The 26,173-nt window shown below is 66.4% G+C and carries 25 protein-coding genes; 15 read left to right on the top strand and 10 right to left on the bottom strand.

The features are described 5' to 3' along the window. Positions 1–206 precede the first annotated feature (206 nt). Positions 207–1,217, bottom strand: a complete 1,011-nt coding sequence (gene pstS / locus ACIPRS_RS03130) for a phosphate ABC transporter substrate-binding protein PstS (protein ID WP_225590940.1) — start codon at positions 1,215–1,217, stop codon at positions 207–209. A gap of 451 nt (positions 1,218–1,668) precedes the next feature. Between pstS and ACIPRS_RS03125 the strand changes: the two genes are divergently transcribed. Continuing rightward, a complete protein-coding gene (locus ACIPRS_RS03125) occupies positions 1,669–2,967 on the top strand; it encodes an OprO/OprP family phosphate-selective porin (RefSeq protein WP_446537477.1) in 1,299 nt (432 codons plus the stop codon). Between the two features lie 175 nt (positions 2,968–3,142). Here the strand turns inward: ACIPRS_RS03125 and nth are convergent, their stop codons facing one another. The 3 genes from nth to ACIPRS_RS03110 are packed head-to-tail and all read right to left on the bottom strand — an operon-like array spanning position 3,143 to position 4,990. Then, on the bottom strand, positions 3,143–3,811 hold the full coding sequence (gene nth, locus ACIPRS_RS03120; protein ID WP_446537476.1) for an endonuclease III: 669 nt from the start codon (positions 3,809–3,811) through the stop codon (positions 3,143–3,145). Then, positions 3,808–4,191 (bottom strand): hypothetical protein, encoded by a 384-nt coding sequence (locus ACIPRS_RS03115; RefSeq protein ID WP_446537475.1) that lies wholly within the window; start codon positions 4,189–4,191, stop codon positions 3,808–3,810. Before ACIPRS_RS03115 ends, nth begins: the two co-directional genes overlap by 4 nt. Positions 4,192–4,207: 16 nt before the next feature. Next, positions 4,208–4,990, bottom strand: a complete 783-nt coding sequence (locus ACIPRS_RS03110; RefSeq protein ID WP_192200619.1) for an enoyl-CoA hydratase/isomerase family protein — start codon at positions 4,988–4,990, stop codon at positions 4,208–4,210. 162 nt (positions 4,991–5,152) lie between these two features. On the opposite strand from ACIPRS_RS03110, the gene ACIPRS_RS03105 reads away from it, so the two are divergent. From ACIPRS_RS03105 to ACIPRS_RS03095, 3 genes are all read left to right on the top strand, one after another. Continuing rightward, on the top strand, positions 5,153–5,854 hold the full coding sequence (locus tag ACIPRS_RS03105; RefSeq protein ID WP_142123851.1) for an FKBP-type peptidyl-prolyl cis-trans isomerase N-terminal domain-containing protein: 702 nt from the start codon (positions 5,153–5,155) through the stop codon (positions 5,852–5,854). Positions 5,855–6,028: 174 nt separating this feature from the next. Then, positions 6,029–6,832: a CoA pyrophosphatase gene (locus ACIPRS_RS03100; RefSeq protein WP_446537474.1), complete on the top strand. Its 804-nt coding sequence runs from the start codon at positions 6,029–6,031 to the stop codon at positions 6,830–6,832. Continuing rightward, on the top strand, positions 6,829–7,692 hold the full coding sequence (locus tag ACIPRS_RS03095; RefSeq protein ID WP_446537473.1) for a sulfurtransferase: 864 nt from the start codon (positions 6,829–6,831) through the stop codon (positions 7,690–7,692). The genes ACIPRS_RS03100 and ACIPRS_RS03095 overlap by 4 nt, the downstream gene beginning before the upstream one ends. Positions 7,693–7,704: 12 nt before the next feature. On the opposite strand, the gene ACIPRS_RS03090 is transcribed toward ACIPRS_RS03095, so the two are convergent. After that, the gene (locus tag ACIPRS_RS03090) at positions 7,705–8,481 is read right to left on the bottom strand and encodes an enoyl-CoA hydratase/isomerase family protein (RefSeq protein WP_446537472.1); all 777 of its coding nucleotides are present in this window, start codon (positions 8,479–8,481) and stop codon (positions 7,705–7,707) included. A 38-nt stretch (positions 8,482–8,519) separates the two neighbouring features. On the opposite strand from ACIPRS_RS03090, the gene ACIPRS_RS03085 reads away from it, so the two are divergent. Then, a complete protein-coding gene (locus ACIPRS_RS03085; protein WP_446537471.1) occupies positions 8,520–8,963 on the top strand; it encodes a copper chaperone PCu(A)C in 444 nt (147 codons plus the stop codon). A gap of 176 nt (positions 8,964–9,139) precedes the next feature. Here ACIPRS_RS03085 and ACIPRS_RS03080 read toward each other — a convergent pair whose 3' ends face one another. Both ACIPRS_RS03080 and uvrA read right to left on the bottom strand, forming a co-directional pair. Next, positions 9,140–9,568, bottom strand: a complete 429-nt coding sequence (locus ACIPRS_RS03080) for an acyl-CoA thioesterase (protein WP_337730258.1) — start codon at positions 9,566–9,568, stop codon at positions 9,140–9,142. Continuing rightward, a complete protein-coding gene (gene uvrA, locus ACIPRS_RS03075; protein ID WP_192200624.1) occupies positions 9,565–12,510 on the bottom strand; it encodes an excinuclease ABC subunit UvrA in 2,946 nt (981 codons plus the stop codon). The genes ACIPRS_RS03080 and uvrA overlap by 4 nt, the downstream gene beginning before the upstream one ends. 435 nt (positions 12,511–12,945) lie before the next feature. On the opposite strand from uvrA, the gene rplU reads away from it, so the two are divergent. From rplU to cgtA, 3 genes are all read left to right on the top strand, one after another. Next, a complete protein-coding gene (gene rplU / locus ACIPRS_RS03070) occupies positions 12,946–13,254 on the top strand; it encodes a 50S ribosomal protein L21 (RefSeq protein WP_055935657.1) in 309 nt (102 codons plus the stop codon). Positions 13,255–13,266: 12 nt separating this feature from the next. Next, positions 13,267–13,527 carry a 50S ribosomal protein L27 gene (gene rpmA, locus ACIPRS_RS03065; protein ID WP_142123858.1) on the top strand — a complete coding sequence of 87 codons (261 nt, stop codon included), beginning with the start codon at positions 13,267–13,269 and terminating at the stop codon, positions 13,525–13,527. A gap of 160 nt (positions 13,528–13,687) precedes the next feature. After that, positions 13,688–14,740, top strand: a complete 1,053-nt coding sequence (gene cgtA, locus ACIPRS_RS03060) for an Obg family GTPase CgtA (protein WP_446537470.1) — start codon at positions 13,688–13,690, stop codon at positions 14,738–14,740. A gap of 142 nt (positions 14,741–14,882) precedes the next feature. Here the strand turns inward: cgtA and rpsT are convergent, their stop codons facing one another. Continuing rightward, positions 14,883–15,152: a 30S ribosomal protein S20 gene (rpsT, locus tag ACIPRS_RS03055; protein WP_192200626.1), complete on the bottom strand. Its 270-nt coding sequence runs from the start codon at positions 15,150–15,152 to the stop codon at positions 14,883–14,885. A gap of 127 nt (positions 15,153–15,279) precedes the next feature. Between rpsT and murJ the strand changes: the two genes are divergently transcribed. The 5 genes from murJ to ispH all read left to right on the top strand — a co-directional run bounded on the left by murJ (position 15,280) and on the right by ispH (position 22,486). Next, entirely contained in the window at positions 15,280–16,890 is a 1,611-nt protein-coding gene (gene murJ, locus ACIPRS_RS03050; protein WP_446537469.1) for a murein biosynthesis integral membrane protein MurJ, read from the top strand. Between the two features lie 83 nt (positions 16,891–16,973). Continuing rightward, positions 16,974–17,921, top strand: coding sequence for a bifunctional riboflavin kinase/FAD synthetase (locus ACIPRS_RS03045; RefSeq protein ID WP_446537468.1), 948 nt, complete (start codon positions 16,974–16,976; stop codon positions 17,919–17,921). After that, positions 17,918–20,749 (top strand): isoleucine--tRNA ligase, encoded by a 2,832-nt coding sequence (gene ileS / locus ACIPRS_RS03040; RefSeq protein WP_446537467.1) that lies wholly within the window; start codon positions 17,918–17,920, stop codon positions 20,747–20,749. Before ACIPRS_RS03045 ends, ileS begins: the two co-directional genes overlap by 4 nt. 94 nt (positions 20,750–20,843) lie before the next feature. Next, positions 20,844–21,341 (top strand): signal peptidase II, encoded by a 498-nt coding sequence (lspA, locus tag ACIPRS_RS03035; protein ID WP_337730868.1) that lies wholly within the window; start codon positions 20,844–20,846, stop codon positions 21,339–21,341. Between the two features lie 194 nt (positions 21,342–21,535). Next, positions 21,536–22,486, top strand: coding sequence for a 4-hydroxy-3-methylbut-2-enyl diphosphate reductase (gene ispH / locus ACIPRS_RS03030; RefSeq protein WP_446537466.1), 951 nt, complete (start codon positions 21,536–21,538; stop codon positions 22,484–22,486). A 213-nt stretch (positions 22,487–22,699) separates the two neighbouring features. Here the strand turns inward: ispH and ACIPRS_RS03025 are convergent, their stop codons facing one another. Continuing rightward, complete coding sequence (locus tag ACIPRS_RS03025; protein WP_192200632.1) at positions 22,700–23,059, bottom strand: glycine zipper 2TM domain-containing protein; 360 nt, start codon at positions 23,057–23,059, stop codon at positions 22,700–22,702. A gap of 219 nt (positions 23,060–23,278) precedes the next feature. Between ACIPRS_RS03025 and ACIPRS_RS03020 the strand changes: the two genes are divergently transcribed. Beyond that, the gene (locus tag ACIPRS_RS03020; protein WP_192200633.1) at positions 23,279–23,779 is read left to right on the top strand and encodes a pyridoxamine 5'-phosphate oxidase family protein; all 501 of its coding nucleotides are present in this window, start codon (positions 23,279–23,281) and stop codon (positions 23,777–23,779) included. Between the two features lie 162 nt (positions 23,780–23,941). Next, positions 23,942–24,247 carry a hypothetical protein gene (locus ACIPRS_RS03015; protein WP_337730251.1) on the top strand — a complete coding sequence of 102 codons (306 nt, stop codon included), beginning with the start codon at positions 23,942–23,944 and terminating at the stop codon, positions 24,245–24,247. A 439-nt stretch (positions 24,248–24,686) separates the two neighbouring features. On the opposite strand, the gene ACIPRS_RS03010 is transcribed toward ACIPRS_RS03015, so the two are convergent. Further along, the gene (locus ACIPRS_RS03010) at positions 24,687–26,084 is read right to left on the bottom strand and encodes a hypothetical protein (protein ID WP_446537465.1); all 1,398 of its coding nucleotides are present in this window, start codon (positions 26,082–26,084) and stop codon (positions 24,687–24,689) included. Positions 26,085–26,173: the final 89 nt, after the last annotated feature.

The raw sequence follows: 26,173 nt of genomic DNA, 5'->3' as shown, positions 1-26,173 counted from the left end.
TCCGGACGTGTCGTTTGTGATCCACGCTATGAAATGATGTTTTTGTTACAGCGTGATGACATGGCGGTCTCGCACTGTCATGCGACAGGACGTGCCTGTTCGTGCGCCACAAAAAAGGCGGGCCCGAAGGCCCGCCCGGGTGATGCAGGCGCGGGAGGAACGCCGCATCGGGCCGGCACGGGGAGAGACCGTGCCGGCGGGTGCGATCAGTACTTCAGGTTGGCCTTCCAGTAGGTCTCGATCTGCTGGACCAGCGCCGGCGGCAGCGGCACGTAGTCGAGCGACTTGGCCTGGGCGTCGCCATTGGCGTAGACCCAGCGGAAGAAGTCGCGGGCGTCCTTGTTGCCCTTCTTCGGCGCCTTGTACATCAGGATGAAGTTGGTGGCGGTGATCGGCCAGGAGTTCGCGCCCGGAGCATTGGTCATGACCAGGTAGAAGTCCTTCGACTTGCCCCACTCGGCGCTGGCGGCGGCGGCGGCGAAGGATTCCTCGCTGGGCTGCACGTAGTTGCCGGAGGCGTTCTTCAGGCTGGCGTAGGCCATCTTGTTCTGCAGCGCGTACGACAGTTCGACGTAGCCGATGCCGCCCTTGATCTGCTTCACGTAGGCCGCGACGCCTTCGTTGCCCTTGCCGCCCACGCCGGTCGGCCACTGCACGGAGGTGCCTTCACCCACCTTGGTCTTCCACTCCGGGCTGACCTTGGACAGGTAGTTGACGAAGTTGAAGGTGGTGCCCGAACCGTCCGAACGACGGACCACCGTGATGCGCTGCGCCGGCAGCGTCAGGCCGGGGTTCAGCGCGGCGATGGCGGGATCGTTCCAGGTCTTGATGGTGCCCAGGAAGATGTTGGCCAGCGTGGGGCCATCCAGCTTCAGCTGGCCCGGCTTCAGGCCGGCCACGTTCAATACCGGCACCACGCCGCCGATCACCGACGGGAACTGGGCCAGGCCGTACTTGGCCAGCTCTTCGGGCTTCAGCGGGGCATCGGAAGAACCGAAATCCACCGTGCCGGCCTTGATCTGCGCGATGCCGCCACCCGAACCGATGGACTGGTAGTTCACGCGGTTGTTGGAAGCCTTGGCGTAGTCGGCAGACCACTTGGTCATCACCGGATACACGAACGATGCACCGGCGCCGGTCACGTCGGCAGCGAACGCCTGCGCGGAGAAAGCAGACGCCAGCGCCAGCAGCGCCACGCGGGATTTGATCGAGTTCAACACGGAAGTCTCCTGGGAGAAGGCAGGGTGAAAGGCACAGGCGTGCCCGTTGGGTGGCCATTCCACGACGTTTGTGTGACAGCCCCGTGTCGTGATTGCGACAGTCGCGTGACGGAATCCGGGCGGCCCATGCGTGGTCGCCACGTGCAACCTCTCCGTGACTGTGGGCGAGCGGAGCGGGGGGAGGGATCGGCCACCGGACGCGACCCGTCCCGCCATCCGCTTCCTTTCTATATATGCGGCTGACCACCGCGGAGCCGCTGGCGGGCGTGGTCGCCGTCTCGCTGTCACACGACGGTCATGAAACTCACATGTGACTGCAAGATTTCACTCCCATCCTTTAGCGCATCTTTGACGGGCGCTTAATGATTTCCGAAGGTGAACTCGGAAGTGAAGCACGGCGTCCACGAAGCCAGCGTCCTTACTCCTACTTCCACTCGGAGAGTCACCCATGCGTTATTCCCTCCTGGCTGCCGCGCTTGCCGTTGCCATGGGCAGCACCAGCTTTTCGGCCGCCGCTGCCGACAACCGTGACCAGCAGATCGCCGAACTGAAGGCGCAGCTGGAAGCCATGCAGACCAAACTGCTGGAACTGGAAGAACGCACCGACGCGCAGTCGGACGTGAACCTCGACACGGCGGCGCAGCTGGACAAGCTCAACACCGGCTCGCCGAAGATCGACACCAAGGGCGGCATCAAGGTCACCTCGGCCGACGGCAAGTTCGAAGCTACCGTGGGCGGCCGCATCCACTTCGATACCTATGCCTTCGATCGCGATCTCGCCAGCACCACGGGCACCACCGAGTTCCGTCGCGCGCGCCTGACCCTGGGCGGCAAGGCCTATGGCTGGGAATACAAGCTGGAGCAGGACTTCGGCGCCGGCACCAACCTGGACGGTCTGCGTGATGCCTATATCGCCAAGTCGGCGCTGGGTGGCAAGTTCACCATCGGTCACTTCAAGCCGTACCGCGCGATGGAAGAACTGACCAGCTCCAACGAACTGCTGATGATGGAGCGTCCGTTCGCCTCGGCCACCGGTCTGTTCAGCAGCCGTCAGTTCCAGCAGGGCGTGGGTTACCTGCGTGCCGGCGAGAACTACACCGCCGGCGTCAGCGTGTTCAACCTGCGCGGCGCTGCGAGTGCACGCAACGAAGGCGTCGGCTCGGCCGGCCGCGTGACGTTCGCGCCGATCAACAACGACAACAACACCCTGCACTTCGGTGCGTGGTACAGCTACGAGAACGCCAACAACGGCTCGGACAACCTGGCCGCCACGTTCAACTACGCCGGCCGCCGTGGCCCGTCGCAGGCCATCGCCACCACCACCGGTGCGAGCCGCAACCAAGTGACCGCCTACGCGCTGGAAGCCGCCGGCTCGTTTGGTCCCGCGTTCTTCCAGGCCGAGTACGCCGATGCCACCTTCGGCCAGCCGCTCGGTCGCGACCAGGACGTGACCAGCTACTACGTGCAGGGCAGCTTCATGCTCAACGGTGGCCACAAGGGCTACAAGGCGGCGACGGGTGTGTTCGCATCGCCGAAGTACGTCGACAAGGGTCTGTGGGAACTGACGGCGCGCTATGACTATGCAGAGAACGAAACGCTGAACCGCGAGGTCACCAGCTGGATCCTCGGCATGAACTACTACGTCAACCCGAACCTGCGCTTCATGTTCAACTACACGCAGGGCGACAACGAAGTCACCGGCGACGAGACCGCCCAGTACGCGCTGCGCACGCAGTTCAGCTGGTAAGCACAGCACAGGCTGCAAACGAAAAACCCCGGGCATGTCCCGGGGTTTTTATATAGGGTTTCACCGTGGGAGCGACGCAAGTCGCGATGAGGCTTTGCCAGCGACCCCATCGCGACTTGCGTCGCTCCCGCACAGGGTTGCCTCCGAGGCCTGCCGCGGACATACCTGCGGGCGCTCACGGAGGCAGCGTCTTGTCCTTGAAGCGGCAGAGGTCGCGGATCACGCATTGCGGACAATCCGGTTTGCGCGCCTTGCAGACGTAGCGGCCATGCAGGATCAGCCAGTGATGCGCGTCCTGCATGAACTCCGCCGGCACCACCTTCACCAACCTGTCCTCCACCGCCCGCACGTCCTTGCCCGGTGCAAGCCCGGTCCGGTTGGCGACGCGGAAGATGTGCGTGTCCACCGCCATGGTGGGCTCGCCGAATGCCGTATTCAGCACCACGTTGGCGGTCTTGCGGCCCACGCCGGGCAAGGCTTCGAGTGCCTCGCGCGAACGTGGCACTTCGCCGCCGTGTTCGTCGAGCAGGATGCGGCAGGTGGCGATGACGTTCTTCGCCTTCGCGTTGAACAGGCCGATGGTCGAGATGTACTTCTTCAGCCCGTCCTCGCCCAGCGCCAGCAAGGTCGCGGGCGTGTTGGCCACGGGGAACAGGCGCCGGGTCGCCTTGTTGACGCCCACGTCGGTCGCCTGCGCGGACAATGTCACTGCGACCAGCAATTCGAAGGGCGTGCTGTATTCCAGCTCGGTGGTCGGCTTCGGGTTGAGCTCGCGCAAGCGCGAGAAGAGCTCCACGACTTCCGCGCGCGTGAGCGTGGGACTGCGCCGGGGCGCACGCGTCATCGCTTCGACCTGTCGGCTGCCTTGGCCTTGGCACGTGCCAGGATCGCCGCAGCGCTGGCAGGCAACGCAGGGCGCTCCGGGGCAGAGGACGCGGTGTCCGTGCTGGCAGGGACGACCGCCAGGCGTCGGGCTTCGCGTTCCTGTGCGCGCCGGGCCAGGCGCACCTGCCGCAACCGGTAGCGGCAGCGGGCGTCCCAGGCGGTACGCAGCCGCGCCTGCGCCTGCATCACGGGCGCGATCATTCCTGCATCGTCACCCGTGCATCCGCAGGCAGTGAACGTCATCAGGCCCGCCTCGATCGCGCCATCGACATCGTCTGCCATGAGCAGGGCATGCAGCGACCGCGCGAGGTCGCACGCAGGGCAGGGACAGGGAGTCATCGCGATGCCCCGCCGCTCAGCGCCCGGTGAAGGCCGGCTTGCGGCGTTCGATGAAGGCACGCGTGCCTTCGCGCATGTCATCGGTGGCGAACATCAGGCCGAACTGCGCGGTTTCGTACTGCAGCCCTTCTTCGATGCCGCACTCGCCGCCGACATTCACGGCATCGAGCGTTGCGCGCAGTGCAAGCGGCGCGGACGCGGCCAGTTGCGCCGCGACCTTCGCCGTCTCGGCCTCCAGCTCCGCCACCGGCACCACGCGGGTGACGATGCCCAGCTGCAGTGCACGCTCGGCCGTAACCGGGGCACCGAGCAGGCAGAGTTCCAGCGTGGCCGAACGCCCGGCCAGGCGCAGCAACCGCTGGCTTCCACCGAAGCCCGGGATCAGTCCGAGGTTGATCTCGGGTTGGCCTACCTTGGCCGTATCCGCCGCAATGCGGAGATGGCAGGCCATGGCCAGTTCCAGCCCGCCGCCCAGGGCGAAGCCGTTCACCATCGCGATGACCGGCTTGGGCAGCGTCTCGATGCTGCGCATCAGTTTCTGGCCGCGCAGGGAGAAATCGCGACCCTCCGTGGCGCGCAGGTCTGCCATTTCGGCGATGTCGGCGCCGGCGACGAACGCCTTGGGGCCGGCGCCGGTCAGCACCACGACTCTGACGGCCGCATCGGCAGCTGCTGCGTCGAACGCCGCCTGCAGCGCATCGAGCGTGGCGGCATTGAGGGCATTCAGCTTGTCGGGGCGGTTCACGGTGATGCGGCGGACACCTTCCGCATCGGTAACGAGGACGAGACTGTCGGGCATGGGTTTTCTGCGGTGAATTGTAAAATTTGAGTGAAGCGGGAACTCTGCCATGAAGGCCCGGTCAGACCAGCCTGTCGTCAGTGGCGGTTAAGCGCCCCGGCGGCTATCCTAGCGCGTCCATTTCCAGGCGGTATGCCGCCGCCCAATCCGGAGAGTGTGTTGATGAAGGTGCGTTCGTTAGTGGTCGCAGTTGCGGCATTCGCCATGGCCGGTAGCGCCCTGGCCCAGGACGTCTCGTCCGAGAAGGGCAAGTTGAGCTACTACTTCGGTTACGACTATGGCAACAATCTGGCCGAGCTGACCGCACGTGGCGAACAGCTGGACATCAATTCGGTGGTGAAGGGCCTGCAGGATGCCTACGCCAAGCAGAAGCCGGCGCTGACGTCCGAGCAGCTCAAGCCCGCCCTGGAAGCCTTCCAGAAGCGCGAGCAGACCCGCGCTCAGCAGGCCAAGGCCGAGTACGACAAGGTGGCGGCCGAGAACAAGACCAAGAGCGACCAGTTCATCGGTACGTTCAAGGGCCAGCCGGGCGTGAAGTCGCTGGCCAGCGGTGTTCCCTACAAGGTGCTGGAGAACGGCAACGGTGCCAAGCCGACCCAGGCCAGCACGGTTGAACTGCTGGTGTCCGGTCCGTATCCGTTCGGCCAGCGCCCGGCCGAGGCACGCCCGGCGCAGCAGATGAAGGACCTGAAGGTCAGCGCCGTCGAGATGCCGGCCATGCGCGAAGCCCTGCTGCAGATGCCTGCAGGCGCCAAGTGGGAAGTCGCCCTGCCGCCGGACAAGGCCTATGGTGCCGATCCCCGCACCGGTTTCCCGCCGAACGTGGCGGTGGTCTTCGAGATCAAGCTGGTCAGCGTCAAGTGACGCAATGACGCGTCCGCGCACCGCGCGGGCGCCCCGGTCATTGCGTCATCCCCGCGCAGGCGGGGAGCCAGTTGCTGTCAACACCACGTTCCGTCTGCGCCGGCCTTGTGCCGGCGCAGTGCTTTTCAGCGGCGGGCAGCGTTTCCGCGCTACCCTCCGCAGGTGCCAGATGAAATGAATACCGCTTTCCGCGCCGTGCTCAGCCCATGCATCGGCGTCTGTACGTTGGACGACGAGGGGCTCTGCGTAGGCTGTCTTCGCACCACTTCGGAAATCGCGCGCTGGTCGCAGATGAACGATGACGAACGCTTGCGTCTGATGGAGGCCGTGCTGCCGGCCCGCGAGCGGGCGCGCGTGCCGCTGGAACAACGTCTGCGCGAAGGCGGCGCCCTGCGCCGCGCCCTGCATCCGCTGGGTGCCATGCCGGCCGAGGCGGGCTGGAACCACGATGATCTGGTCGACCTTCTGCCGCCGGGACCATTGGCCGAAGCGGCCGTGCTGGCGGGACTGATTCCCCGCGAGGAGGGCACCCAGGTGCTGCTGACCCGCCGTACCGATGGCCTGCGCCACCACGGCGGGCAGGTGAGCTTCCCGGGCGGCCGCATTGAGCCGACCGATGCCGATGCCATCGCGGCGGCCTTGCGCGAAAGCCATGAGGAAATCGCGTTGCCGGCGTCGCAGGTGACGCCGCTGGGCTTCCTCGATCCATTCACGACGATCAGTGGATTCCGCGTGGTGCCGGTGGTCGCGTTGATCGATCCCGCCTTCGTGCCAGTGCCCGAACCGAATGAAGTGGCCGATGTGTTCGAAGTGCCGCTCGACTACCTGCTGTCGCCGGACAACCTTCGCCGCGTCGAAGTCGACTATCGCGGGCGCCGGCGCGTCGTGCTTGAGTACGCGTGGCCTGGACAGCGCATCTGGGGCGCGACGGCCGCCATCCTGTTCAACCTGCGGCAACGGCTGGAGCAGCTTGCATGAATACGAACTGGAACACCTTGGTCGATGCGCCTGCGTTGTCCGCCGTTCTCGGCGATCCGGGAGTGCGGCTGGTGGATGCGCGTTTCGTGATGCTCAACGCGGCGCCGGATGCGGGCCGCCAAGCCTATGCCCAGTCGCACCTGCCCGGCGCGGTGTACGCCGACCTGAATCTCGACTTGTCGGATCTGTCGAAGGTCGGTGAGGGTCGCCATCCGTTGCCCGACAGCGACGTGCTCGCCCGCAGGTTGGGCGAATGGGGGATTGGGCCGGAACACCAGGTGGTGGTCTACGACGCCGGCGACGGCAGCATGGCGGCCGCGCGCCTGTGGTGGTTGTTGAGGCTGATGGGGCATCCGCGGGTAGCGGTGCTGGATGGAGGATTGGCCACATGGCGTGTCATGGGTGGAGAGGAAACCGCCGAGGTTGCCGCACCGCCACCTGTCGCGGCGTATCCGTCGCGTATGGATGGCCGTCAGCTCGTCAGTGCGGACGAAGTCCTGGACCGGTTGGACGAAGACAGTGGTTGGCTTGTCGATGCGCGGGCGGCCGAGCGCTTCCGTGGCGACGTCGAACCCATCGATCCGGTCGCCGGGCATGTGCCGGGCGCGCTCAACCGTCCGTTCACACAGAACCTGCGCGAGGGCCGTTTCAAGCCGGCGGAGGAGCTCCGCCTCGAGCTGTCTTCGCTGCTGGGTGCGCGCGCTCCTGGCGACACTGTGTTGATGTGCGGATCCGGCGTGACGGCTTGCCACCTGCTGCTCGCCTTCGAACACGCCGGCCTGCGCGGTGCGCGGGTGTATCCCGGTTCGTGGAGCGGCTGGATCAGCGATCCATCGCGTCCTGTCGCCCGCGGCGACTGACGGCGCGACGCCTCACTTCTTCAGCTTGTCCACCAGAGCGCGCAACGCCTGCTGCGTATCGGGCGCATGCCATGCATCGACGAAGCGTTCCAGCTGGATCAGGGAAGGGTCCAGGGCCTCGACCAGGTCGCGGCGGGCGAGGGCGCGCGTCTGCAGCATCGGGTGGTGCGGCAGGCCCAGCAGTTGCTGCAGCCAGGCCACGGAACGGGCGACAACCTCCTGCTGATCGACCAGTTCGTCCACCAGGCCGATGTCGATCGCACGTTCGGCGGGCACCATTTCGCCCGCGACCAGCAGGCGTTCCGCGCGGTAGTTCCCGACCACGCGACGCATCAGGCGCTGGATGCCCTCCGGTACCACCAGCCCCACCTGGGTCTCGTTGAGACCGAGCGCGAAGGGACGGGCGGGATCCGCGCTGCGCGCCATCACGCGATAGTCGCAGCACAGCGCCAGGACGCAGCCGCCGGCCGGCGCGTGGCCGGTGATGGCCGCCACCACCGGTACCCGTGATTCGGCCAGCGTGCGCGCCGCGCCGAAGAATGCCTGCCAGGCATCGAGAAGCGCCTTGCGGTTGTCGCCCAGCGAGAGCAGATAGGGAACGTCCATGCCGGCAGAGAAGATCTTCGGGTTGCCGGCCAGCACGATGCCGCGCGCGCCATCGTCCATCGCGTGGTTGATCGCCTCGATCAATGCGCGGCACAGGTCGGTATTCAAGGCATTGACCGGCGGCCGGGCGAGGCGGATCTCGCGGATGTCGCCGTGATCGGTGGTGTCGATGAGCGCCGTCATTCATCCTCTCCCTGAAGTCAGGCCAGTATCATAGGCGCATGAACCGTCGCTCCGGAACGATCCGCCTGTCCGCGCTGTTGATCGCCTGCATGGGCTCCGCCAATGCGGCGGAGTGCCTGCCCGTGGTGAAGGGGGCCTGGGTGCGCCTGCCACCGGTCGCGATGCCGATGATGGCGGGCTTCGCCCGCATCGAGAATCCCTGCGCGAAGCAGGTGAGCGTCACCGGTGCCGAAAGCCTGGCCTTCGCCGACGTGTCGCTGCACGAGACGCGCGAGGAAAACGGCGTCAGCCGCATGCGCGAAGTGGCCACGCTGCCCATCGCGCACGGCAAGGCCGTCGAACTGAAGCCCGGCGGGCTGCATCTGATGCTGCATGGCTCTTACGCGCCGATAGCGGCTGGCGAGAAAGTCGTGATCACGCTGAGGCTGGCCGACGGGCGTTCACTGCCCGTCGCGTTCGACGTGCGCAAGACCGCGCCCTGAGCGCGTCGATTCCTATAGGAGCGACGTGAGTCGCGACCGCGGACCTGAAGCGACGCGGCAGAACCGGAAGCATGGACCAGCGTAGACGGAAGCAATTGGATAGCCTTTTGCATCCACTGTCCCAGGAAGATTCCGGTCGCGACTTACGTCGCTCCTGCAGGGGGCCAAGAGCGCCGTTATTCCGACACCGCGCGGATCGCCGCCGGCAGTGGCGCGCTGTGGCCGGTCTGCGTGTCCATCCACACCACCACCACGTTGCCGTCGGAATACAGCACGCTGTCGTCCTTCGCCGACACGATGCGGTGGCCGATGGTCACGCTGCTGGTGCCCAGGCGGTCGACGTAGAGTTCCACCACCACGTCGTTCGGCCAGGTCAGCGGGCGCTTGTAGTTGATGTTGTTGGCGGCCACGACCGGTGCGATGCGGTCCGTCATCGACACGTCCGGCACCGTCAGCATCCAGCGCACGCGTGCTTCTTCCAGGTACGAGATGTACTTGGCGTTGTTGACGTGGCCCATGCTGTCCATGTCGCGCCAGCGCACGCTGATCGGGATCTTCGCCAGCAGTTTTCGGCCAGCGTCGTTGGCATCGGGAGTGGCGCTCATCGTGCGGCCTTCTTCGTCGTGGACTTGGTGGTTTTCTTGGTGGCGGACTTGCGCGGGGGTAGTACGTCAGGCTTGGCGACCGCGGCCGGCTTGCTGGCCTTGGGCGTCTTCGATTCCGGCAGCAGCTTGGCGAGGAAGCGTCCGGTGTGCGAACCGGGATGCGCCGCGATGTCTTCCGGCGTGCCGGTGGCCAGGATCTGGCCGCCGCGATGGCCACCTTCCGGCCCCAGGTCCACCACCCAGTCGGCGGTCTTGATGACGTCCAGGTTGTGCTCGATCACCACGATGGTGTTGCCGTCGTCGCGCAGCTTGTGCAACACGGCCAGCAGGTGCTCGATGTCGTGGAAGTGCAGGCCGGTGGTCGGCTCATCCAGGATGTACAGCGTGCGGCCGGTGTCGCGGCGCGAGAGTTCCTTCGACAGCTTCACGCGCTGCGCTTCACCGCCGGACAGCGTGGTCGCGCTCTGGCCCAGTTTGATGTAGCTGAGGCCCACGTCCATCAGCGTTTCCAGCTTGCGCGCGATCGACGGCACCGGCTCGAACAGGGTCAGCGCATCCTCGACCGTCATTTCCAGCACGTCGTTGATGTTGTAGCCCTTGTAGAGGATTTCCAGTGTCTCGCGGTTGTAGCGCTTGCCGTGGCAGACATCGCAGGGCACGTACACGTCGGGCAGGAAGTGCATCTCCACCTTGATCATGCCGTCGCCCTGGCAGGCCTCGCAGCGGCCGCCACGCACGTTGAAGCTGAAACGTCCCGGCGAGTAGCCGCGCGCGCGCGACTCCGGCACCTGCGCATACAGTTCGCGCAGCGGCGTGAACAGCCCCGTGTAGGTCGCCGGATTGGAACGTGGTGTGCGGCCGATCGGCGACTGGTCGATGTCGACGACCTTGTCGAACAGGTCCAAGCCGGTCACTTCACGGTACGGTGCCGGCTTGTGCGAGGCGCCGTTGATCTCGTTGGCGGCCAGCGAGTACAGCGTGTCGTTGATCAGCGTGGACTTGCCCGAACCCGATACGCCGGTGATGCAGGTGAACAGCCCCGACGGGATGTCCAGGTCCACGTCCTTCAGGTTGTTGCCGGTGGCGCCGCGCAGGTGCAGCGTCATCTTCGGGTTCGCCTTGTGGCGCGCCTTCGGCACTTCGATCTGGCGCTTGCCGGACAGGTACTGTCCGGTCAGCGAGCGCGGCGACTTCAGCAGGTCGTCCAGGGTGCCCTGGCCGACGATCTCGCCGCCGTGCACGCCGGCACCCGGTCCGATGTCCAGCACGTAGTCGGCCATGCGAATGGCGTCCTCATCGTGCTCCACCACGATCACGGTGTTGCCGAGATCACGCAGGCGCGTCAGCGTACCGAGCAGCCGTTCGTTGTCGCGCTGGTGCAGACCGATGCTGGGTTCGTCCAGCACGTACATCACGCCGACCAGGCCGGCGCCGATCTGCGAGGCCAGGCGGATGCGCTGCGCTTCACCGCCGGAAAGTGTGTCGGCCTTTCGTTCCAGCGTCAGGTAATCCAGGCCCACGTCGACCAGGAATCCCAGGCGTTCGGCAATTTCCTTGACGATCTTGGTGGCGATCTCACCGCGCCAGCCGGGCAGGTCGAGGCCGCGGAAGAACGCCAGCGCTTCGTCCACCGGCAGTACCACCAGCGACGGCAGCGGACGGTCGGCGACGAACACGTTGCGCGCGGACTTGTTGAGGCGTGCGCCCTGGCAATCGGGGCAGGGACGATCGCTGATGTACTTCGCCAGTTCCTCGCGCACGGCCGGCGATTCCGTCTCGCGATAGCGGCGCTCCAGGTTCGGCACGATGCCCTCGAAGCGATGCTTGCGCTGCGTGCGCCCGCCCGATTCGGTGAGGTAGGTGAAGGTGATCACCTCTTCGCCACTGCCATACAGCACCGCCTGCTGCACTTTCTCCGGCAGCGACTGCCACGGCGCGTCGGTGTCGAACTGGTAATGCTTGGCCAGCGATGCGATCAGCTGGAAGTAGTAAGCATTGCGACGATCCCAGCCGCGTACGGCACCGGCGGCCAGCGACAGCTCCGGATGCACGACCACGCGCGAGGGGTCGAAGAACTGCGCCACGCCCAGGCCGTCGCACGTGGGGCAGGCGCCGACCGGCGAGTTGAACGAGAACAGGCGCGGTTCCAGTTCCGGCAGCGAGTAATCGCAGACCGGGCAGGAATATTTCGACGAGAACAGCAGCGGGGCCGCGTCGGGCTGGTCGAGCGACATCACCTGCGCCATGCCGTCGCCCAGCTTCAGCGCGGTCTCGAAACTTTCCGCCAGACGCTGCTTGAGGTCTTCGCGCGGACGGAAGCGATCGATCACGGCTTCGATGGTGTGCTTCTGGCGCAGCGCCAGCGGCGGCACGGCGTCGATCTCGTGCAACTCACCATCGACGCGAACGCGCACGAAGCCCTGCGCGCGCAGCTGGTCGAACACCTGCGCATGTTCGCCCTTGCGCTCGCGGATCACCGGTGCCAGCAGCATGTAGCGCTGCTCGCCGTCGAGGGCCAGCACCTGGTCGACCATCTGGCTGACGGTCTGCGCCTCCAGCGGATAGCCGTGGTCCGGGCAGCGCGGCAGGCCGACGCGGGCGTACAGCAGGCGCAGGTAGTCGTAGATCTCGGTGATCGTGCCGACGGTCGAACGCGGGTTGTGGCTGGTCGACTTCTGTTCGATCGAGATCGCCGGCGACAGGCCCTCGATGTGGTCGACGTCGGGCTTCTCCATCACCGACAGGAACTGCCGCGCGTACGCGGACAGCGATTCCACGTAGCGGCGCTGACCCTCGGCGTAGATGGTGTCGAACGCCAGCGACGACTTGCCGGAACCGGACAGGCCGGTGATCACGATCAGCTTGTCGCGCGGCAGGTCTAGATCGATGTTCTTGAGGTTGTGGGTACGGGCTCCGCGGATGCGGATGAAGTCCATGGCCATCGGGTGGGGGGATCCGGAAAGCGAACAAGGAAGCGTAGCGATCTGCCTAGGTGGGGGCAAATAGCGCCATTGCCAGCGAAGCAGCGGGTTCGGGTGGGCGCTCAGTCAGCCGGGCAGCCGGTCGGGTGGGCCAGGCTGCCGCCGTGCCCGCGACCGCCGTCCGCAAGCAGGGCCACGGTGGGGGCGATCCATCCAAGTCATTGATCTACAATGGTCCGCCCCGTTGCCGGCGGGACCTGTTACCGCCATCAGGCGCCAGTCTGCGCGCCAATGCGGACATTCCCTGTCCGTGAAGGAAGTCCCCGGGGAGCCGGAGGCTGGTCGGGACGGGGAACGGGTTGACCGTAACTCGCTGAATCCACTAAAATTCCGCTTCTGTCCGCCCTCGATGGCAGGCAGGCTCCAGAAAATAACTACAGAAACCAAGGAATCCACATGTACGCAGTCGTAGTCACGGGCGGTAAGCAGTACCGCGTGATGAAGGGCGAGACGCTCCGCGTCGAGAAGCTCGAAGCCGAAGCCGGCAACGAACTCACCTTCGACAACATCCTGATGCTGGGCGATGGCGAGACCATCAGCCTGGGCGACGCCCTGAAGGGCGCCACCGTCACCGCGAAGGTTGTCGGCCATGGCCGCGCCGACAAGGTGCGCATCATCAAGTTCCGCCGCCGCAAGCACCACATGAAGCGCCAGGGTCACCGGCAGCATTACACCGAAATCGAAATCACCGGCATCAACAAGTAAGGAGAAGCAGTCATGGCACATAAAAAGGGCGTAGGCTCATCGCGCAACGGCCGCGACTCCAACCCGAAGATGCTGGGCGTCAAGGTCTTTGGTGGTCAGGCGATCGATGCGGGCAACATCATCATCCGCCAGCGTGGCACCCAGTTCCATCCGGGTCCGGGCGTCGGCCTGGGCCGCGACCACACGCTGTTCGCGCTGGTCGATGGCAAGGTCGAGTTCTCGATCAAGGGCGCCAAGAAGCGCCGCACCGTGAGCGTGGTAACGGAAGCCTGAGGCTTTCGCGCACGCCGAGCGAAGGGCCCCGCCGCGTGCGGGGCTTTTCGTTTGCGGGCACCGTGGTTGCGGCTGCGGCATGTTTTCAACGCCCTGGCTTCAACCCCGCTTCACGCACCTGTTGCACCTTCCCCCCCCCCCATTACGTCAGTCCAATCCCATGAAACTCGTAGACGAAGCAGAAATCCAGATCGGCGCCGGCAACGGCGGCAACGGTTGCGTGGGGTTCCGCCGCGAGAAGTTCATTCCGCTGGGTGGGCCGGACGGAGGTGATGGTGGTAACGGCGGCAGCGTCTGGCTGCAGGCCGACGAGAATCTCAACACCCTGGTCGACTTCCGCCACCAGACCCAGTTCCGCGCCCAGCGTGGCGAGAACGGCATGGGTCGGCAGATGTACGGCAAGGCCGGCGAAGACCTGACCATCACCGTGCCCGTGGGCACGGTGGTGACCAATGTCAGTACCGATGAAGTGATCGGTGACCTTACCCGGCACGGCGACCGCCTGCTGGTGGCCAAGGGCGGCAAGGGCGGGCTGGGCAACATGCATTTCAAGAGCTCGATCACCCGTGCGCCGCGCAAGGCGACGCCGGGTGAAGAGGGCGAGGAGCGCCTGCTGAAGCTGGAACTGAAGCTGCTGGCCGATGTCGGCCTGCTCGGCTTCCCCAACGCCGGCAAGAGCACCTTCATCCGCGCGGTGTCGGCGGCGACGCCGAAGGTGGCCGACTATCCGTTCACCACGCTGTACCCGAACCTCGGCGTGGTCAGCGTGGAAGCGCACCGGAGTTTCGTGATCGCGGACATCCCGGGCCTGATCGAAGGCGCCGCCGACGGTGCGGGCCTGGGTGCGACGTTCCTGCGTCACCTGCAGCGCACGCGCATCCTGCTGCACCTGGTGGACATGGCGCCGATGGAAGGCGGCGTGGACGGCATCGATCCGGTCGAGCAGGTCCGCGCCATCGAGCGCGAACTCGAGAAGCATGATCCCGAACTGCTGCAGAAGCCACGCTGGCTGGTACTCAACAAGGCCGACCTGATGTTCGAGGACGAGGCGAAAGAGCGCGCGGCCGAGATCATCGCCAGCCTGGGCTGGACCCAGCCTTGGTATCAGGTATCCGCCATTTCCCGCGAGGGTACCTGGCCTATCATGAAGGACGTGATGGCGTTCTTCGACCGCCTGAAGGAAGAGGCCGACGAGGCCGCCCGCGAGGGCTGAGAAAAATAAGCCCGCCGGAAGGCGGGTTTTTTCGGCGTGGTTGGCGACCTTACGGTTCCGGCATCCCGGCATTGACGGGCAGGCAAAAAGAAACCCGCCTTGCGGCGGGCTTCCGTGTCTTCGCGTTGCATACCGCCGTGAATCAGGCCGCTTGCAGGGCCTTGATGCGGGCGTTCAGGCGGCTCTTGTGGCGGGCGGCCTTGTTCTTGTGGATCAGGCCGCGCGAGCTCAGGCGGTCGAGGATCGGCTGGGCCGTGACGAACGCGGCCTGGGCGCCGGCGGCGTCGTTGGCGTCGAGCGCCTTCAGGACTTTCTTGACGGCGGTGCGCAGCATCGAACGCTGGCCGGCGTTGCGCGCGTTGCGCACGACGGTCTGCTTGGCGCGCTTCTTGGCGGACTTGATATTGGCCACAGTGGGATTCCTGGTGAATACCTGAGAGAATTCAGGGGGTGAACGGAAGACGGGTAATAGAGCCGGAAATTATGGGGCATTCAATGGGTTGCGTCAACCTGGGTCGTCCCCGGGAAAAGGGGGGGCGATGAGCGGCAGGTTGCTGCGTTCGGCCGCCGTCTTCAGCTCCATGACCTTCCTGTCCCGGCTCTCGGGACTGGTCCGGGACCAGGTCTACGCCCACGTCTTCGGAGCGGGCGGGATGATGGATGCCTTCTTCGTGGCGTTCCGGATCCCCAATTTCATGCGGCGGCTCTCGGCCGAAGGGTCGTTCTCGATGGCCTTCGTCCCGGTGCTGGCCGAGTACAAGGCCACCCGCAGCGCGCAGGAGGTCAAGGCTCTGGTCGATCGGGTGGCCGGCACCCTGGCGGCCGCGCTAATGGTGCTGACCGCCATCGTCATCCTGCTGGCGCCGCAGATCGCCCGCCTGATCGCGCCGAACTTCGATGCGGCGCAGATGGCGATGCTGACCGACCTGCTGCGCATCACGTTCCCCTACGCGCTGTTCATCTCGCTGGCGTCGCTGGTCGGCGCTGTGCTCAACAGCTACCAGCGTTTCGCCGTCCCGGCGCTGTCGCCGGTACTGCTGAATGTGGCGATGATCTCGGCGGCGCTGTCCGCCAAGCACTGGTTCGGCAGTTCGGTGATGGTGCTGGGGTGGGGCGTGTTCATCGCCGGCGTACTGCAGTTGGGGTTCCAGTTGCCGTCGCTGTTCCGGCTCGGCCTGCTGCCGCGCCCGCGGCTGGACTTCGCTCATGCCGGCGTGCGCAGGATCCTGACCCTGATGGTGCCGACGCTGTTCGGCTCCTCGGTGACCCAGTTCAACCTGCTGCTCAATACATGGATTGCCGCGCTGCTGGTCAGCGGCAGTGTCAGCTGGCTGTACTACAGCGACCGCCTGCTGGAATTCCCGCTGGGCATGTTCGGCGTCGCCATCGGCACGGTGATCCTGCCGCACCTGTCCAGCCGCCATGCCGAAACCGACCCGGACGGTTACTCGAAGGGTCTGGACTGGGGTTTCCGGCTTTGCCTGCTGATCGGCCTGCCGGCCTGCGCCGGGTTGGTCCTGTGCGCCCAGCCGCTTCTGTCGACGCTGTTCCAGTACGGCCAGTTCGATGCCACGGACGTGCAGATGGCCAGCTGGAGTCTGATGGCCCAGTCCATCGCCGTGCCTGCCTTCCTGCTGGTGAAAGTGCTGGCACCGGCGTTCTATTCGCGCCAGGACACCCGCACCCCGGTGAAGGCCGCGATCGTGGCGGTTCTGACCAATGCGCTGTGCACGCTGCTGTTCTTCGCCGCGATGCTCTACGGCACGGAGCCCGGCCGCCAGGCGCTGGAGGCGGCCGGTGGCAACCTGAAGAATGCGCTGGGCCAAGTGCAGGGCGCCCACGCGCTGCTGGCGTTGGCCATCGCCATCGCCGGCTGGGTCAATGCGTTGCAACTGGCCTGGCTGCTGCGGAAGGCAGGCGTCTATCGCCGCCAGCCGGGGTGGGGTCGCTTCCTCCGCCAGATCGGTGTGGCGACATTCGCCATGACGCTGGTGGTGCTGGCATTCCGGCTGGCCTGGCCGGACTGGTCGGCTTGGGCATGGTGGGAACGAGGGTGGCGCCTGGCGGTGACGGTGGGCGCAGGCGGCGCGCTCTACGGCGGCCTGCTCTGGCTGCAGGGCATCCGTCCACGTGACCTGCGTGGGCATTGAAGCTGGCCCGGGCGGCTATACTTCAAGGTCTTGCGACGCAATCCCGGTCCGGCCTTGCATGGTCGACCTTCAGACAGGAATCCATGAGCAGGCTGTTCCGTGACGTCGATGGCGGGTCTCTGTGCCCGCACGGTAGCGTGGTCTGCGTCGGCGCCTTCGATGGCCTCCACTCGGGCCACCGTGCGCTGGTGCGGCATGCGGTGACGCGTGCCCGTGCGCTGGGCGTGCCGGCGGTGGTGGTCACCTTCGAGCCGCTGCCGCGCGAGTTCTTCGCCAGGGACAACCCGCCGCCGAGGCTGACCCTGGCCCGGGCCAAAGTCGAAGGCCTGCTCGACCTGGGTGCCGATCATGTCGGCCTGCTGCGTTTCGACGCGAAACTCTCGGCCATGTCGGCCGAAGACTTCGTCCGCACGCTGCTGGTCGGTCGCCTGGCGGCACGCGAAGTATGGATCGGCCCGGAGTTCCGTTTCGGCCACCGTCGCGGTGGCGACCTCGCCCTCCTGCAGGCGATGGGGAGCGAACTGGGTTTCAGCGCCGGCGAAATCGAGCCTGTGCACGCCCAGGGCGACCGCGTCTCCAGCACCCGCATCCGTGAAGCGCTGAAGAGCGGCGACTTCACCACCGCCACCCGCCTGCTGGGTCGGGCGTATGCGATCGGCGGCCGCGTCGTGCGCGGCAAGCAGCTCGGCCGCACGCTCGGCTTTCCCACCGCCAACCTGCGCTTTCCGAAGACGCCGGCCTTGTCCGGCATCTACGCCACCTGGGTACACGGCGTTGGCGACAAGCCCTGGCCGTCGGTGTCCAGTTTCGGCACGCGGCCGACAGTGGACGGCGTGGAGCCGTTGCTGGAAGCCCACCTGTTCGACTTCGCCGGTGACCTCTACGGGCGCCATATCGAAGTCGAGTTCGTCGCCAAGCTGCGCGACGAACTGAAATTCCCCGATCTGCCCAGCCTTACCGAGCAGATGCATCGCGATGCCGACCAGGCGCGCGCCCTCCTTTCCGAACACAAAGAACGAGTGACGGCGTGAGCCAGGATTACAAAGCCACCCTCCATCTGCCCGCGACGGACTTCCCGATGCGCGGTGACCTGCCCAAGCGCGAACCCGACACGCTGGCCCGCTGGGAAAGCGAAGGCCTGTACGCCCGCTTGCGCGACAACGCGAAGGGTCGCCCGCTGTTCGTGCTGCACGATGGTCCGCCGTACGCCAACGGCGCGATCCATCTCGGCCACGCGGTCAACAAGATCCTCAAGGACATCATCGTCAAGTCGAAGTACCTGGCCGGCTTCGATGCGCCGTACATCCCGGGCTGGGACTGCCATGGCCTGCCGATCGAGATCGCCATCGAGAAGAAGTACGGCAAGGTCGGCGTGAAGCTGGACGCGGTCGAGTTCCGCCAGAAGTGCCGCGAGTACGCCGAGTCGCAGATCGACATCCAGCGCAAGGACTTCAAGCGCCTGGGTGTGACCGGTGACTGGGACAACCCGTACAAGACGCTCGATTTCCGCTTCGAAGCCAACGAGATCCGCGCGCTGGCCAAGATCGTCGCCAACGGCCACCTGACCCGCGGCGTGAAGCCCGTGCACTGGTGCTTCGACTGCGGCTCGGCGCTGGCCGAGGCCGAGATCGAATACGCCGACAAGGTCTCGCCGGCGGTGGACGTGGCTTACGCTGCGCGCGACACGCAGGCGGTGGCGAAGGCGTTCGGCACCACGGTGCCGGCCGATGTCGAAGTCGCCCTGCCGATCTGGACCACGACCCCGTGGACGCTGCCGGCCTCGCTGGCGATCTCGGTCGGTGGCGAACTGGAGTACGCGCTGGTCGAAGGCCCTGCGCACGACGGCAGGCGCCGCTGGCTGGTGCTGGCCGATGCGCTGGCTGCGCGCGCGCTGCAGCGCTACGGCGTCACCGACGTGGTCGTGCATGCGCGCGTGAAGGGCAGTGCGCTGGAAGGCCTGCTGTTCGCGCATCCGTTTTACGACACGCGCGACATCCCCGTGCTGCTGGGCGACCACGTGTCGGCCGAGGACGGTACCGGCGCCGTGCACACCGCGCCCGGCCACGGCCAGGAGGACTATGTCGTCAGCAAACAGTACGGTCTGCTCGACAAGTACACCGCCGCCCAGCTCAATCCGGTCGATGGCCGCGGCGTCTACCTGCCGTCGACGCCGGCCGCGCATGGCGTCGAACTGGCCGGCCTGCACATCTGGAAGGCGAACGACACGATCGTCGACGTGCTGAAGCAGGACGGCACGCTGCTCGCCTTCAGCAGGCTGGAACACAGCTACCCGCACTGCTGGCGCCACAAGACGCCCATCGCGTTCCGCGCCACGCCGCAGTGGTTCATCTCGATGGAGCAGGCCAACCTGCGTGCCGATGCGCTCGAGGCGATCAAGCAGGTCGGCTGGTTCCCGCAGTGGGGCGAGGCCCGCATCGCCGGCATGGTGGATGGGCGCCCGGACTGGACCATCTCGCGCCAGCGCACCTGGGGCGTGCCGATCGCCTTGTTCGTGCATCGCGAAACCGGCGAACCGCATCCGCGCAGCGTCGAACTGATGCGCGTGGTCGCCGACAGGGTGGAGCAGGGCGGCGTCGATGTCTGGTACACGCTGGACGCGGCCGAACTGCTGGGCGACGAGTCGAAGGATTACGACAGGATCACCGACATCCTCGATGTCTGGTTCGACTCCGGCGTCACCCACGAAGCGGTGTTGCTGGAGCGCGGCATCGGCAAGCCGGCCGACCTGTACCTGGAAGGCTCCGACCAGCACCGCGGCTGGTTCCAGTCCTCGCTGCTCACAGGCGTGGCGATCGACAAGGCGGCCCCGTACAAGCAATGCCTCACCCACGGCTTCACCGTGGACGAGCACGGCCGCAAGATGTCCAAGTCGCTGGGCAACGGCATCGAGCCGCAGGACATCATGAAGACCCTGGGCGCGGACATCCTGCGCCTGTGGATCGCCAGTGCCGACTACAGCAACGAGATGTCGCTGTCGCAGGAAATCCTCAAGCGCAACGCCGATGCCTACCGGCGCCTGCGCAACACCGCGCGCTTCCTGCTCAGCAACCTCAACGGCTTCGACCCGGCGCGCGATCTGGTCGCGGTGGACGACATGGTCGCGCTGGACCGCTGGATCGTGCACCGCGCCTTCGAGCTGCAGGAAAGGATCAAGGCCGCCTACGAGCGCTACGACTTCGCCGAGATCGTGCAGGCCCTGCTGAACTTCTGCAGCGTCGACCTCGGTTCGCTGTACCTGGACGTCACCAAGGACCGCCTGTACACCATGCGCGAGGATTCGCGCGGGCGGCGCAGCGCGCAGAGCGCGATGTACCGCATCGCCGAAGCCTTCGTGCGATGGGTGGCGCCGGTGCTCACCTTCACCGCCGACGAGATGTGGGCGTACCTGCCCGGCGAACACGCCGGCAACGTGCTGTTCGCCACCTGGTACGACGGCCTTGCGCCGCTGCCGGAGGGCGCGGCACTGAATGCCGCCGACTTCGACGAACTGCTCGCGTTGCGCGAGCAGGTGGCGAAGGTGCTGGAGCCGATGCGCGCCAACGGCCTGATCGGTGCCGCACTGGAAGCCGAGATCGCCGTGTCGGTGAGCGCGATCAAGGCAGCGAAGTGGCAGCCGCTCGCGGAGGAGCTGCGCTTCCTGTTCATCAGCGGCGACGTCACCGTCTCCGAGGTCAGTGCCGACGAGGTCTTCGTGCTGGCCACGCCGACCACCAAGAGCAAGTGCGTGCGCTGCTGGCACTACCGCGCCGATGTCGGCGCGCATGCCGGGCATCCGGAGCTGTGCGGCCGCTGCGTCAGCAACATCGACGGCGCCGGCGAAGACCGGGTGTGGTTCTGATATCTCCCTGTAGGAGGGGCTTCAGCCCCGACTGCCCGCCATCGGAGCATCGGGGCTGAAGCCCCTCCTACAGGTTTCTTCCAATAGGAACATGATGAGCAAACATCCCAAACCCAACGCGCTGATCTGGCTGCTGTTGTCGGCCGTGGTGATCGGCCTTGACCAGTGGTCCAAGGCCTGGGTGCTGGCGTCGCTGCCGGAATACACCGCCATCCCGGTGATCGAGGGCTTCTGGAACTGGTACCGCACCTACAACACTGGCGCCGCCTTCAGCTTCCTCGCCGATGCCGGTGGCTGGCAGTTGTGGTTCTTCACCGTGCTGGCGGTGTGCATCAGCGGCCTGCTCGGCTTCTGGCTGTCGCGCACGCGCCGCGGCGACTGGCGCCAGGCGTTGCCATACGCACTGGTGATCGGCGGCGCGCTGGGCAACGTCATCGACCGCCAGATCCACGGCCACGTGATCGACTTCATCCAGTGGCACTGGCGGGACCACTTCTGGCCGGCGTTCAATATCGCGGATTGCGCGGTGGTGGGCGGGGCCATCGGCATTGCGCTGTTCGGGTTGTTCGAGGGCAAGAAGAAGACCGCGTAGGGCGGGCCCTGGCCCGCCGCGCGATGACGCATCAACACGGTGGGCCAGGGCCCACCCTACGAAACGCGTCGCGGCGGTCTGCCCTTACCCCGTTCCCCTCTTCCGCAGGCGGGAGAGGGGCGCAGGTGCCACGCGGGATCGGCACCGGCAACAGATTCATCTTTTCATTTCTCCGCCTTCGGTAATATCGGTTTATGGACGTCCTGCTCGCCAATCCCCGTGGTTTCTGTGCCGGCGTCGACCGTGCCATCGAGATCGTCAAGCGCGCCATCGAGACGCTGGGCGCGCCGATCTACGTGCGGCATGAAGTGGTGCACAACCGCTTCGTCGTCGATGACCTGAAGCAGCGCGGCGCGATCTTCGTCGAGGAACTGGACGAAGTGCCGGACGGCGCGACCGTCATCTTCAGTGCACACGGCGTGTCGCAGGCGGTACGCGGCGAAGCCGCGCGACGTGGCCTGAAGGTGTTCGACGCCACTTGTCCGCTGGTCACCAAGGTGCACCTGGAGGTCGCGCGCCACTGCCGTGCAGGCCGCGACGTGGTGCTGATCGGCCATGCCGGCCATCCCGAGGTGGAAGGCACGATGGGGCAGTGGAGCCGAGAAGGCGGTGCCGGCAGCATCTACCTGGTGGAAGACATCGACAATGTCGCCACGCTCGAAGTGAGCCAGCCCGACAACCTCTTCTACACCACCCAGACCACGCTGTCGGTGGACGACACCGTGGGCATCATCCAGGCACTGCAGGCGCGCTTCCCGGCGATCCATGGGCCGAAGAACGACGACATCTGCTACGCCACGCAGAATCGCCAGGACGCCGTGCGCGATCTGGCCAAGGAATGCGATCTGGTCCTCGTCGTGGGTTCGCCCAACAGCTCCAACTCCAACCGCCTGCGCGAGCTGGCCGAGCGCGATGGCGTGGAGTCGTACCTGATCGACGGTGCGCACGAGATCGACCCGCGCTGGATCGAGGGCAAGCGGCGCATCGGCGTGACGGCCGGCGCCTCAGCGCCCGATGTGCTGATCGAAGGCGTCATCCAGCGCCTGCGCGACCTCGGCGCGGGCGGCGTCAGCGAACTCGCAGGCGAGCCCGAGAACATGGTCTTCGCCCTGCCGAAGGAACTTCGGCTGCAGCTGGTGTCCTGACGGCGCCCATGCCAGGGCGGCGAGCATGGAAGCCGCAGGGATCCGGGTCTCTGGCCCGACGACATCCGACCGGCCTTGGCCCCGGTGCCGTTCCGTCGGGCGAAGCGCGACGCACTTCTCGTCCGATGACGCTGCGGGATGACTGAAAAAAAAAAGCGCCCGCGGCCTCGTCGCCACGGGCGCCTGTCGGCACCTGTCCTGCGGGCGGTGAGCCTAGCGGTACACGCGCTCGCAACGGCGTTCGACGATGCGGTCGCCCTTGTCCTCCTGGCTGTTGCCCTGCACCTTGCGGCCGATGGCACCACCGGCTACGGCACCGCCGACCGTGGCGACTTTCTTGCCGCTGCCGCTGCCGACCTGGTTGCCCAGCAGGCCGCCCACGACCGCACCGATGGCCGTGCCCGCCACGCGGTTGGGGTCCTTGCTGTTCTTCTGCACTTCCACGTTCTTGCAGACGACCTTGCTGCCGTCGCTGAAGCGGCGGCCTTCGTCTTCCGGGCCGTACGTCTGTGCTGCGGCGGCCGACATCACCGACATCAGGCCCAGCGACAGCAGGAGGCGAGGGGTATTCATGTCGAATCTCCTTGGTGGGTAGCGCCACGCGAGCGTGCGCGGCCAGTCGCGAACGACAGGTGAAATCCGCATTGCGCATTCATGTTCCAGTGCAGTGCCCGTGACGCCTGCGCCACAAACATGACGGCGGGCTGACGGATGGCGGGCGATCTTGACGGGCGCACCACATCATCCGCTTTAGGTTGCAGGCATCCACGATGAAGAGAAAGGAGTCGCGCCATGCATACCCCCGAAGAACTGGAAAAGAAGCTCTGGAAAGCAGTCAAGTCCGATCGCACGTTGATGCTGGGGCTGGATGGTGCGGAGGAGGGCCATACGCGGCCGATGACAGCGCTGCTGGAACATGAAGGCCGCGGTCCGTTGTGGATTTTCACCGCCACCGACAACCAGCTTGCCCAGCGCACGCGATCACCGCAGCGGGCATTGGCCACGTTCGCGTCGATGGGGCACGACGTGTTCGCCAGCCTGCAGGGCATGCTGGTCCGCGATGACGACCGTGGCGTGATCGATCGCTTGTGGAACCCCTTCGTCGCCGCGTGGTATGAGGGTGGCAAGGATGATCCGAAGCTGGCGCTGCTGCGCTTCGATGCCGAGCACGCGGAGATATGGCTCAACGAGCAGAGCCTGCTGGCCGGCGTGAAGCTGCTGTTCGGCGTGGACCCGAAGGAGGACTACCAGGACAAGGTGGCCGACGTGGATCTGCGCACCCACCTCGCCTGATCCTGTGGCATCCATAGGCCGGAAGTCACGCCTTCCCCAACGGCGCCTGACTCCGGCCCCACCGGTTTGGCCGGAGCGCGTTGTGACGCCCGTGAACAGGGAAAACCAACGCGCTGGAACAGGGGCCAGGCCGCGGTGATCACTCACCGGATGTCATGCCCCATGCTGTTGTACTCGCAAACCCACCTGCACAACCTGCTGGATCGCCTGGAAACCAGCGACGCCCGCACCACCGGCCAACTCGAAGCCCTCACCGTGTGGGTGGCGGCGCTGGTACAGACCCATCCCGACGGCGAACGCCTGCGTGCGACCGCACAGGCGCTGTCCGCGCGCAGTCCGTTCCGTGCACTGTGCCAGTACCAGGAGGAAGTGGCCGCCTACGACGCCACGTTCTGCCAGTTGCAATCGCTTGCGCCACGATGCGACCCCGCTCCGCACGCACGTCTGCCGCTGCCACCGAACGTATGAAGCGCGCCTCTCCCGATGCAGGCCGCGCCGTCGCGTACTAGGTGGTGGGGCACAGGGCCACTGCACCGAGTGAAGCTGTCACCGACCGGACATGTCGCGCTTGCCCCTCATCCGGCCTTCGGCCACCTTCTCCCCGCTTCGCAGGGAGAAGGATGCATCGGTTGTGAGTGCGGAATGTCCTGCATCATGAAGAGGGTACCGCGCCAGCGATCCTTCGACGGGGACGCACTTGCAGCCAAGCTGGACGAAGCTAGGGCTTCGTACAACGGTACCCTTGTGGTCGCCGTGGCTGTTCACCTGGATCCGGATTGCCGCTGCTGCGGCGCCGACCACGCATGCAGTGTTGCGCGCGGTTTGGAAAGATGGCGTCAACGTACGCAAGCTGCTCGCGGCGAACTGCGCGCGGGGTCACACGGGGGCGTGAATGCGCGCTGTCCCGCTAGTGAGTCTCCGACGCTTGGTCGCCGGTATCGACGAACACGGGGTTGGAATAGAACCACAGGTCCCGCCAGGGATCCTCGCCAGGCACGTCCGCGAGCGGCGTCGTCTCCAGCGTGTTGCTGCCGCGTGCACGCACGAACGCGCCGCGCGCGGGAACCGGCAGGTCCCAGGTGACGATGCGCCAGGGCCCGTCGGTGCGCCACGTGCCGGCGGTCCAGCGCCTGCTCTGCATGCGTGGCGTGCCATCCTCGCCGGACGTGCCGACGATCAGCTCCAGCTGCGCCAGCGACGGATGTTCGCCATGGTGGTTGGGCCGCGCCGGTTGCCGCACCCGCAGCTCGATGCGCATCGTCGTGCCCGGCGGCATCGCCAGCGTGTCGCCCAGCGTCGCTGTGCGCGAGTCCCGGCCCGTTGCGCGGACCGTCAGTTCCAGTGCATCGATCACATCGCCCGTGACCGCGAACATGCGGCCATGGCGCAGGCCGTCGAGGATGTCGCGCGCGTCGCGTCGTGCCCACACATAGGTCTTGCTGTATTCGCCCGGGTCGTAGTCGCGCCCGCCGTCGCGCAGGTTTTCGTGCGAATCGGAGGAGGCCGTGATCCAGAAGCGGCGGCCTTCCGCGAGCAGCGTGTCCCACACGCCTCCGACCTGCGTGGTCATCTGGTCGAAGCCGCCGAAGGTGGGTGCGGCGGCGTTGCGATACAGGCCGCGTTCGGTGCGCGTGGCCTGGTGGCCGGGTGCGCCTTCCATGCCCACCAGCACGCGTGGTGCGGTGTCGTGCCACGCGCGCAGTTCGGTGGGCTCCACCTCGCCCCAGGCGCCAACGCCGGTGGCGGTGCGCGAGGGGTGGTTGACGAACATCAGCGGTGGTGCAGGCAGGGCGCGCATGTGCGCCAGCGCATCGATCATGGTCTGGCCGTCATCGCGCGCGATGCCATCGACGGGTTCGTTGCGGCTGAAGCGGTGCTCGATCTCCACCAGTTCATCGCGCTCGTGCTTGCCGGGGGCGATGACCAGCGAGGCGTGCTCGGCCCCGGGCACATCGAACTCCATGCCGTTGAACTGGATCAACGAAGGAACATCGCGGCGCGCCTGCTCGAGTGCGGGCCATGCATGTTCCTGCGTCACCCTGGAGTGACCGGGGCCGCCATGGTCGGTGTGCACCATCCAGGCAAGGCCGTGTCTCAGCGCCTGGCGGGCATTGTGGCTGCGTGTGTAGGGAGAATCGCCGCCCCGGATCGGCGTGGGCGGGGTGGTGGTGCGGTCCCAGTCCACGCTCCACTCGCTGTGCACGTGGTGGTCGCCGGCTTGCCACGCGCGGCCGGCGTCGGCGTCTTCCGCGTGCACGACGGGAGAAAGGCCGAGCAGGCCCAGGCAGATCAGGTGACGCAACATCGTGGACTCCTCGGACGGGCGCGACATCGCGCGCCGCACGTGCCGGGCCGCCGCAACGGCGGCCCGGGCGTGGACAGGAAGGCGCCGCC

The sequence above is a fragment of the Pseudoxanthomonas sp. LARHCG66 genome (assembly GCF_052871755.1).
The sequence above is the reverse complement of the archived record's forward strand: the minus strand, read 5'-3'. Positions and strand labels throughout refer to the sequence as shown.

Coding starts and splice junctions, on each gene's coding strand:
- ACIPRS_RS03125 (WP_446537477.1), top strand. CDS start 1,669: ATGCGTTATTCCCTCCTGGCTGCCGCGCTTGCCGTTGCCATGGGCAGC.
- nth (WP_446537476.1), bottom strand. CDS start 3,811: ATGACGCGTGCGCCCCGGCGCAGTCCCACGCTCACGCGCGCGGAAGTC.
- ACIPRS_RS03115 (WP_446537475.1), bottom strand. CDS start 4,191: ATGACTCCCTGTCCCTGCCCTGCGTGCGACCTCGCGCGGTCGCTGCAT.
- ACIPRS_RS03110 (WP_192200619.1), bottom strand. CDS start 4,990: ATGCCCGACAGTCTCGTCCTCGTTACCGATGCGGAAGGTGTCCGCCGC.
- ACIPRS_RS03105 (WP_142123851.1), top strand. CDS start 5,153: ATGAAGGTGCGTTCGTTAGTGGTCGCAGTTGCGGCATTCGCCATGGCC.
- ACIPRS_RS03100 (WP_446537474.1), top strand. CDS start 6,029: ATGAATACCGCTTTCCGCGCCGTGCTCAGCCCATGCATCGGCGTCTGT.
- ACIPRS_RS03095 (WP_446537473.1), top strand. CDS start 6,829: ATGAATACGAACTGGAACACCTTGGTCGATGCGCCTGCGTTGTCCGCC.
- ACIPRS_RS03090 (WP_446537472.1), bottom strand. CDS start 8,481: ATGACGGCGCTCATCGACACCACCGATCACGGCGACATCCGCGAGATC.
- ACIPRS_RS03085 (WP_446537471.1), top strand. CDS start 8,520: ATGAACCGTCGCTCCGGAACGATCCGCCTGTCCGCGCTGTTGATCGCC.
- ACIPRS_RS03080 (WP_337730258.1), bottom strand. CDS start 9,568: ATGAGCGCCACTCCCGATGCCAACGACGCTGGCCGAAAACTGCTGGCG.
- uvrA (WP_192200624.1), bottom strand. CDS start 12,510: ATGGCCATGGACTTCATCCGCATCCGCGGAGCCCGTACCCACAACCTC.
- rplU (WP_055935657.1), top strand. CDS start 12,946: ATGTACGCAGTCGTAGTCACGGGCGGTAAGCAGTACCGCGTGATGAAG.
- rpmA (WP_142123858.1), top strand. CDS start 13,267: ATGGCACATAAAAAGGGCGTAGGCTCATCGCGCAACGGCCGCGACTCC.
- cgtA (WP_446537470.1), top strand. CDS start 13,688: ATGAAACTCGTAGACGAAGCAGAAATCCAGATCGGCGCCGGCAACGGC.
- murJ (WP_446537469.1), top strand. CDS start 15,280: ATGAGCGGCAGGTTGCTGCGTTCGGCCGCCGTCTTCAGCTCCATGACC.
- ACIPRS_RS03045 (WP_446537468.1), top strand. CDS start 16,974: ATGAGCAGGCTGTTCCGTGACGTCGATGGCGGGTCTCTGTGCCCGCAC.
- lspA (WP_337730868.1), top strand. CDS start 20,844: ATGAGCAAACATCCCAAACCCAACGCGCTGATCTGGCTGCTGTTGTCG.
- ispH (WP_446537466.1), top strand. CDS start 21,536: ATGGACGTCCTGCTCGCCAATCCCCGTGGTTTCTGTGCCGGCGTCGAC.
- ACIPRS_RS03025 (WP_192200632.1), bottom strand. CDS start 23,059: ATGAATACCCCTCGCCTCCTGCTGTCGCTGGGCCTGATGTCGGTGATG.
- ACIPRS_RS03020 (WP_192200633.1), top strand. CDS start 23,279: ATGCATACCCCCGAAGAACTGGAAAAGAAGCTCTGGAAAGCAGTCAAG.
- ACIPRS_RS03015 (WP_337730251.1), top strand. CDS start 23,942: ATGCTGTTGTACTCGCAAACCCACCTGCACAACCTGCTGGATCGCCTG.
- ACIPRS_RS03010 (WP_446537465.1), bottom strand. CDS start 26,084: ATGTTGCGTCACCTGATCTGCCTGGGCCTGCTCGGCCTTTCTCCCGTC.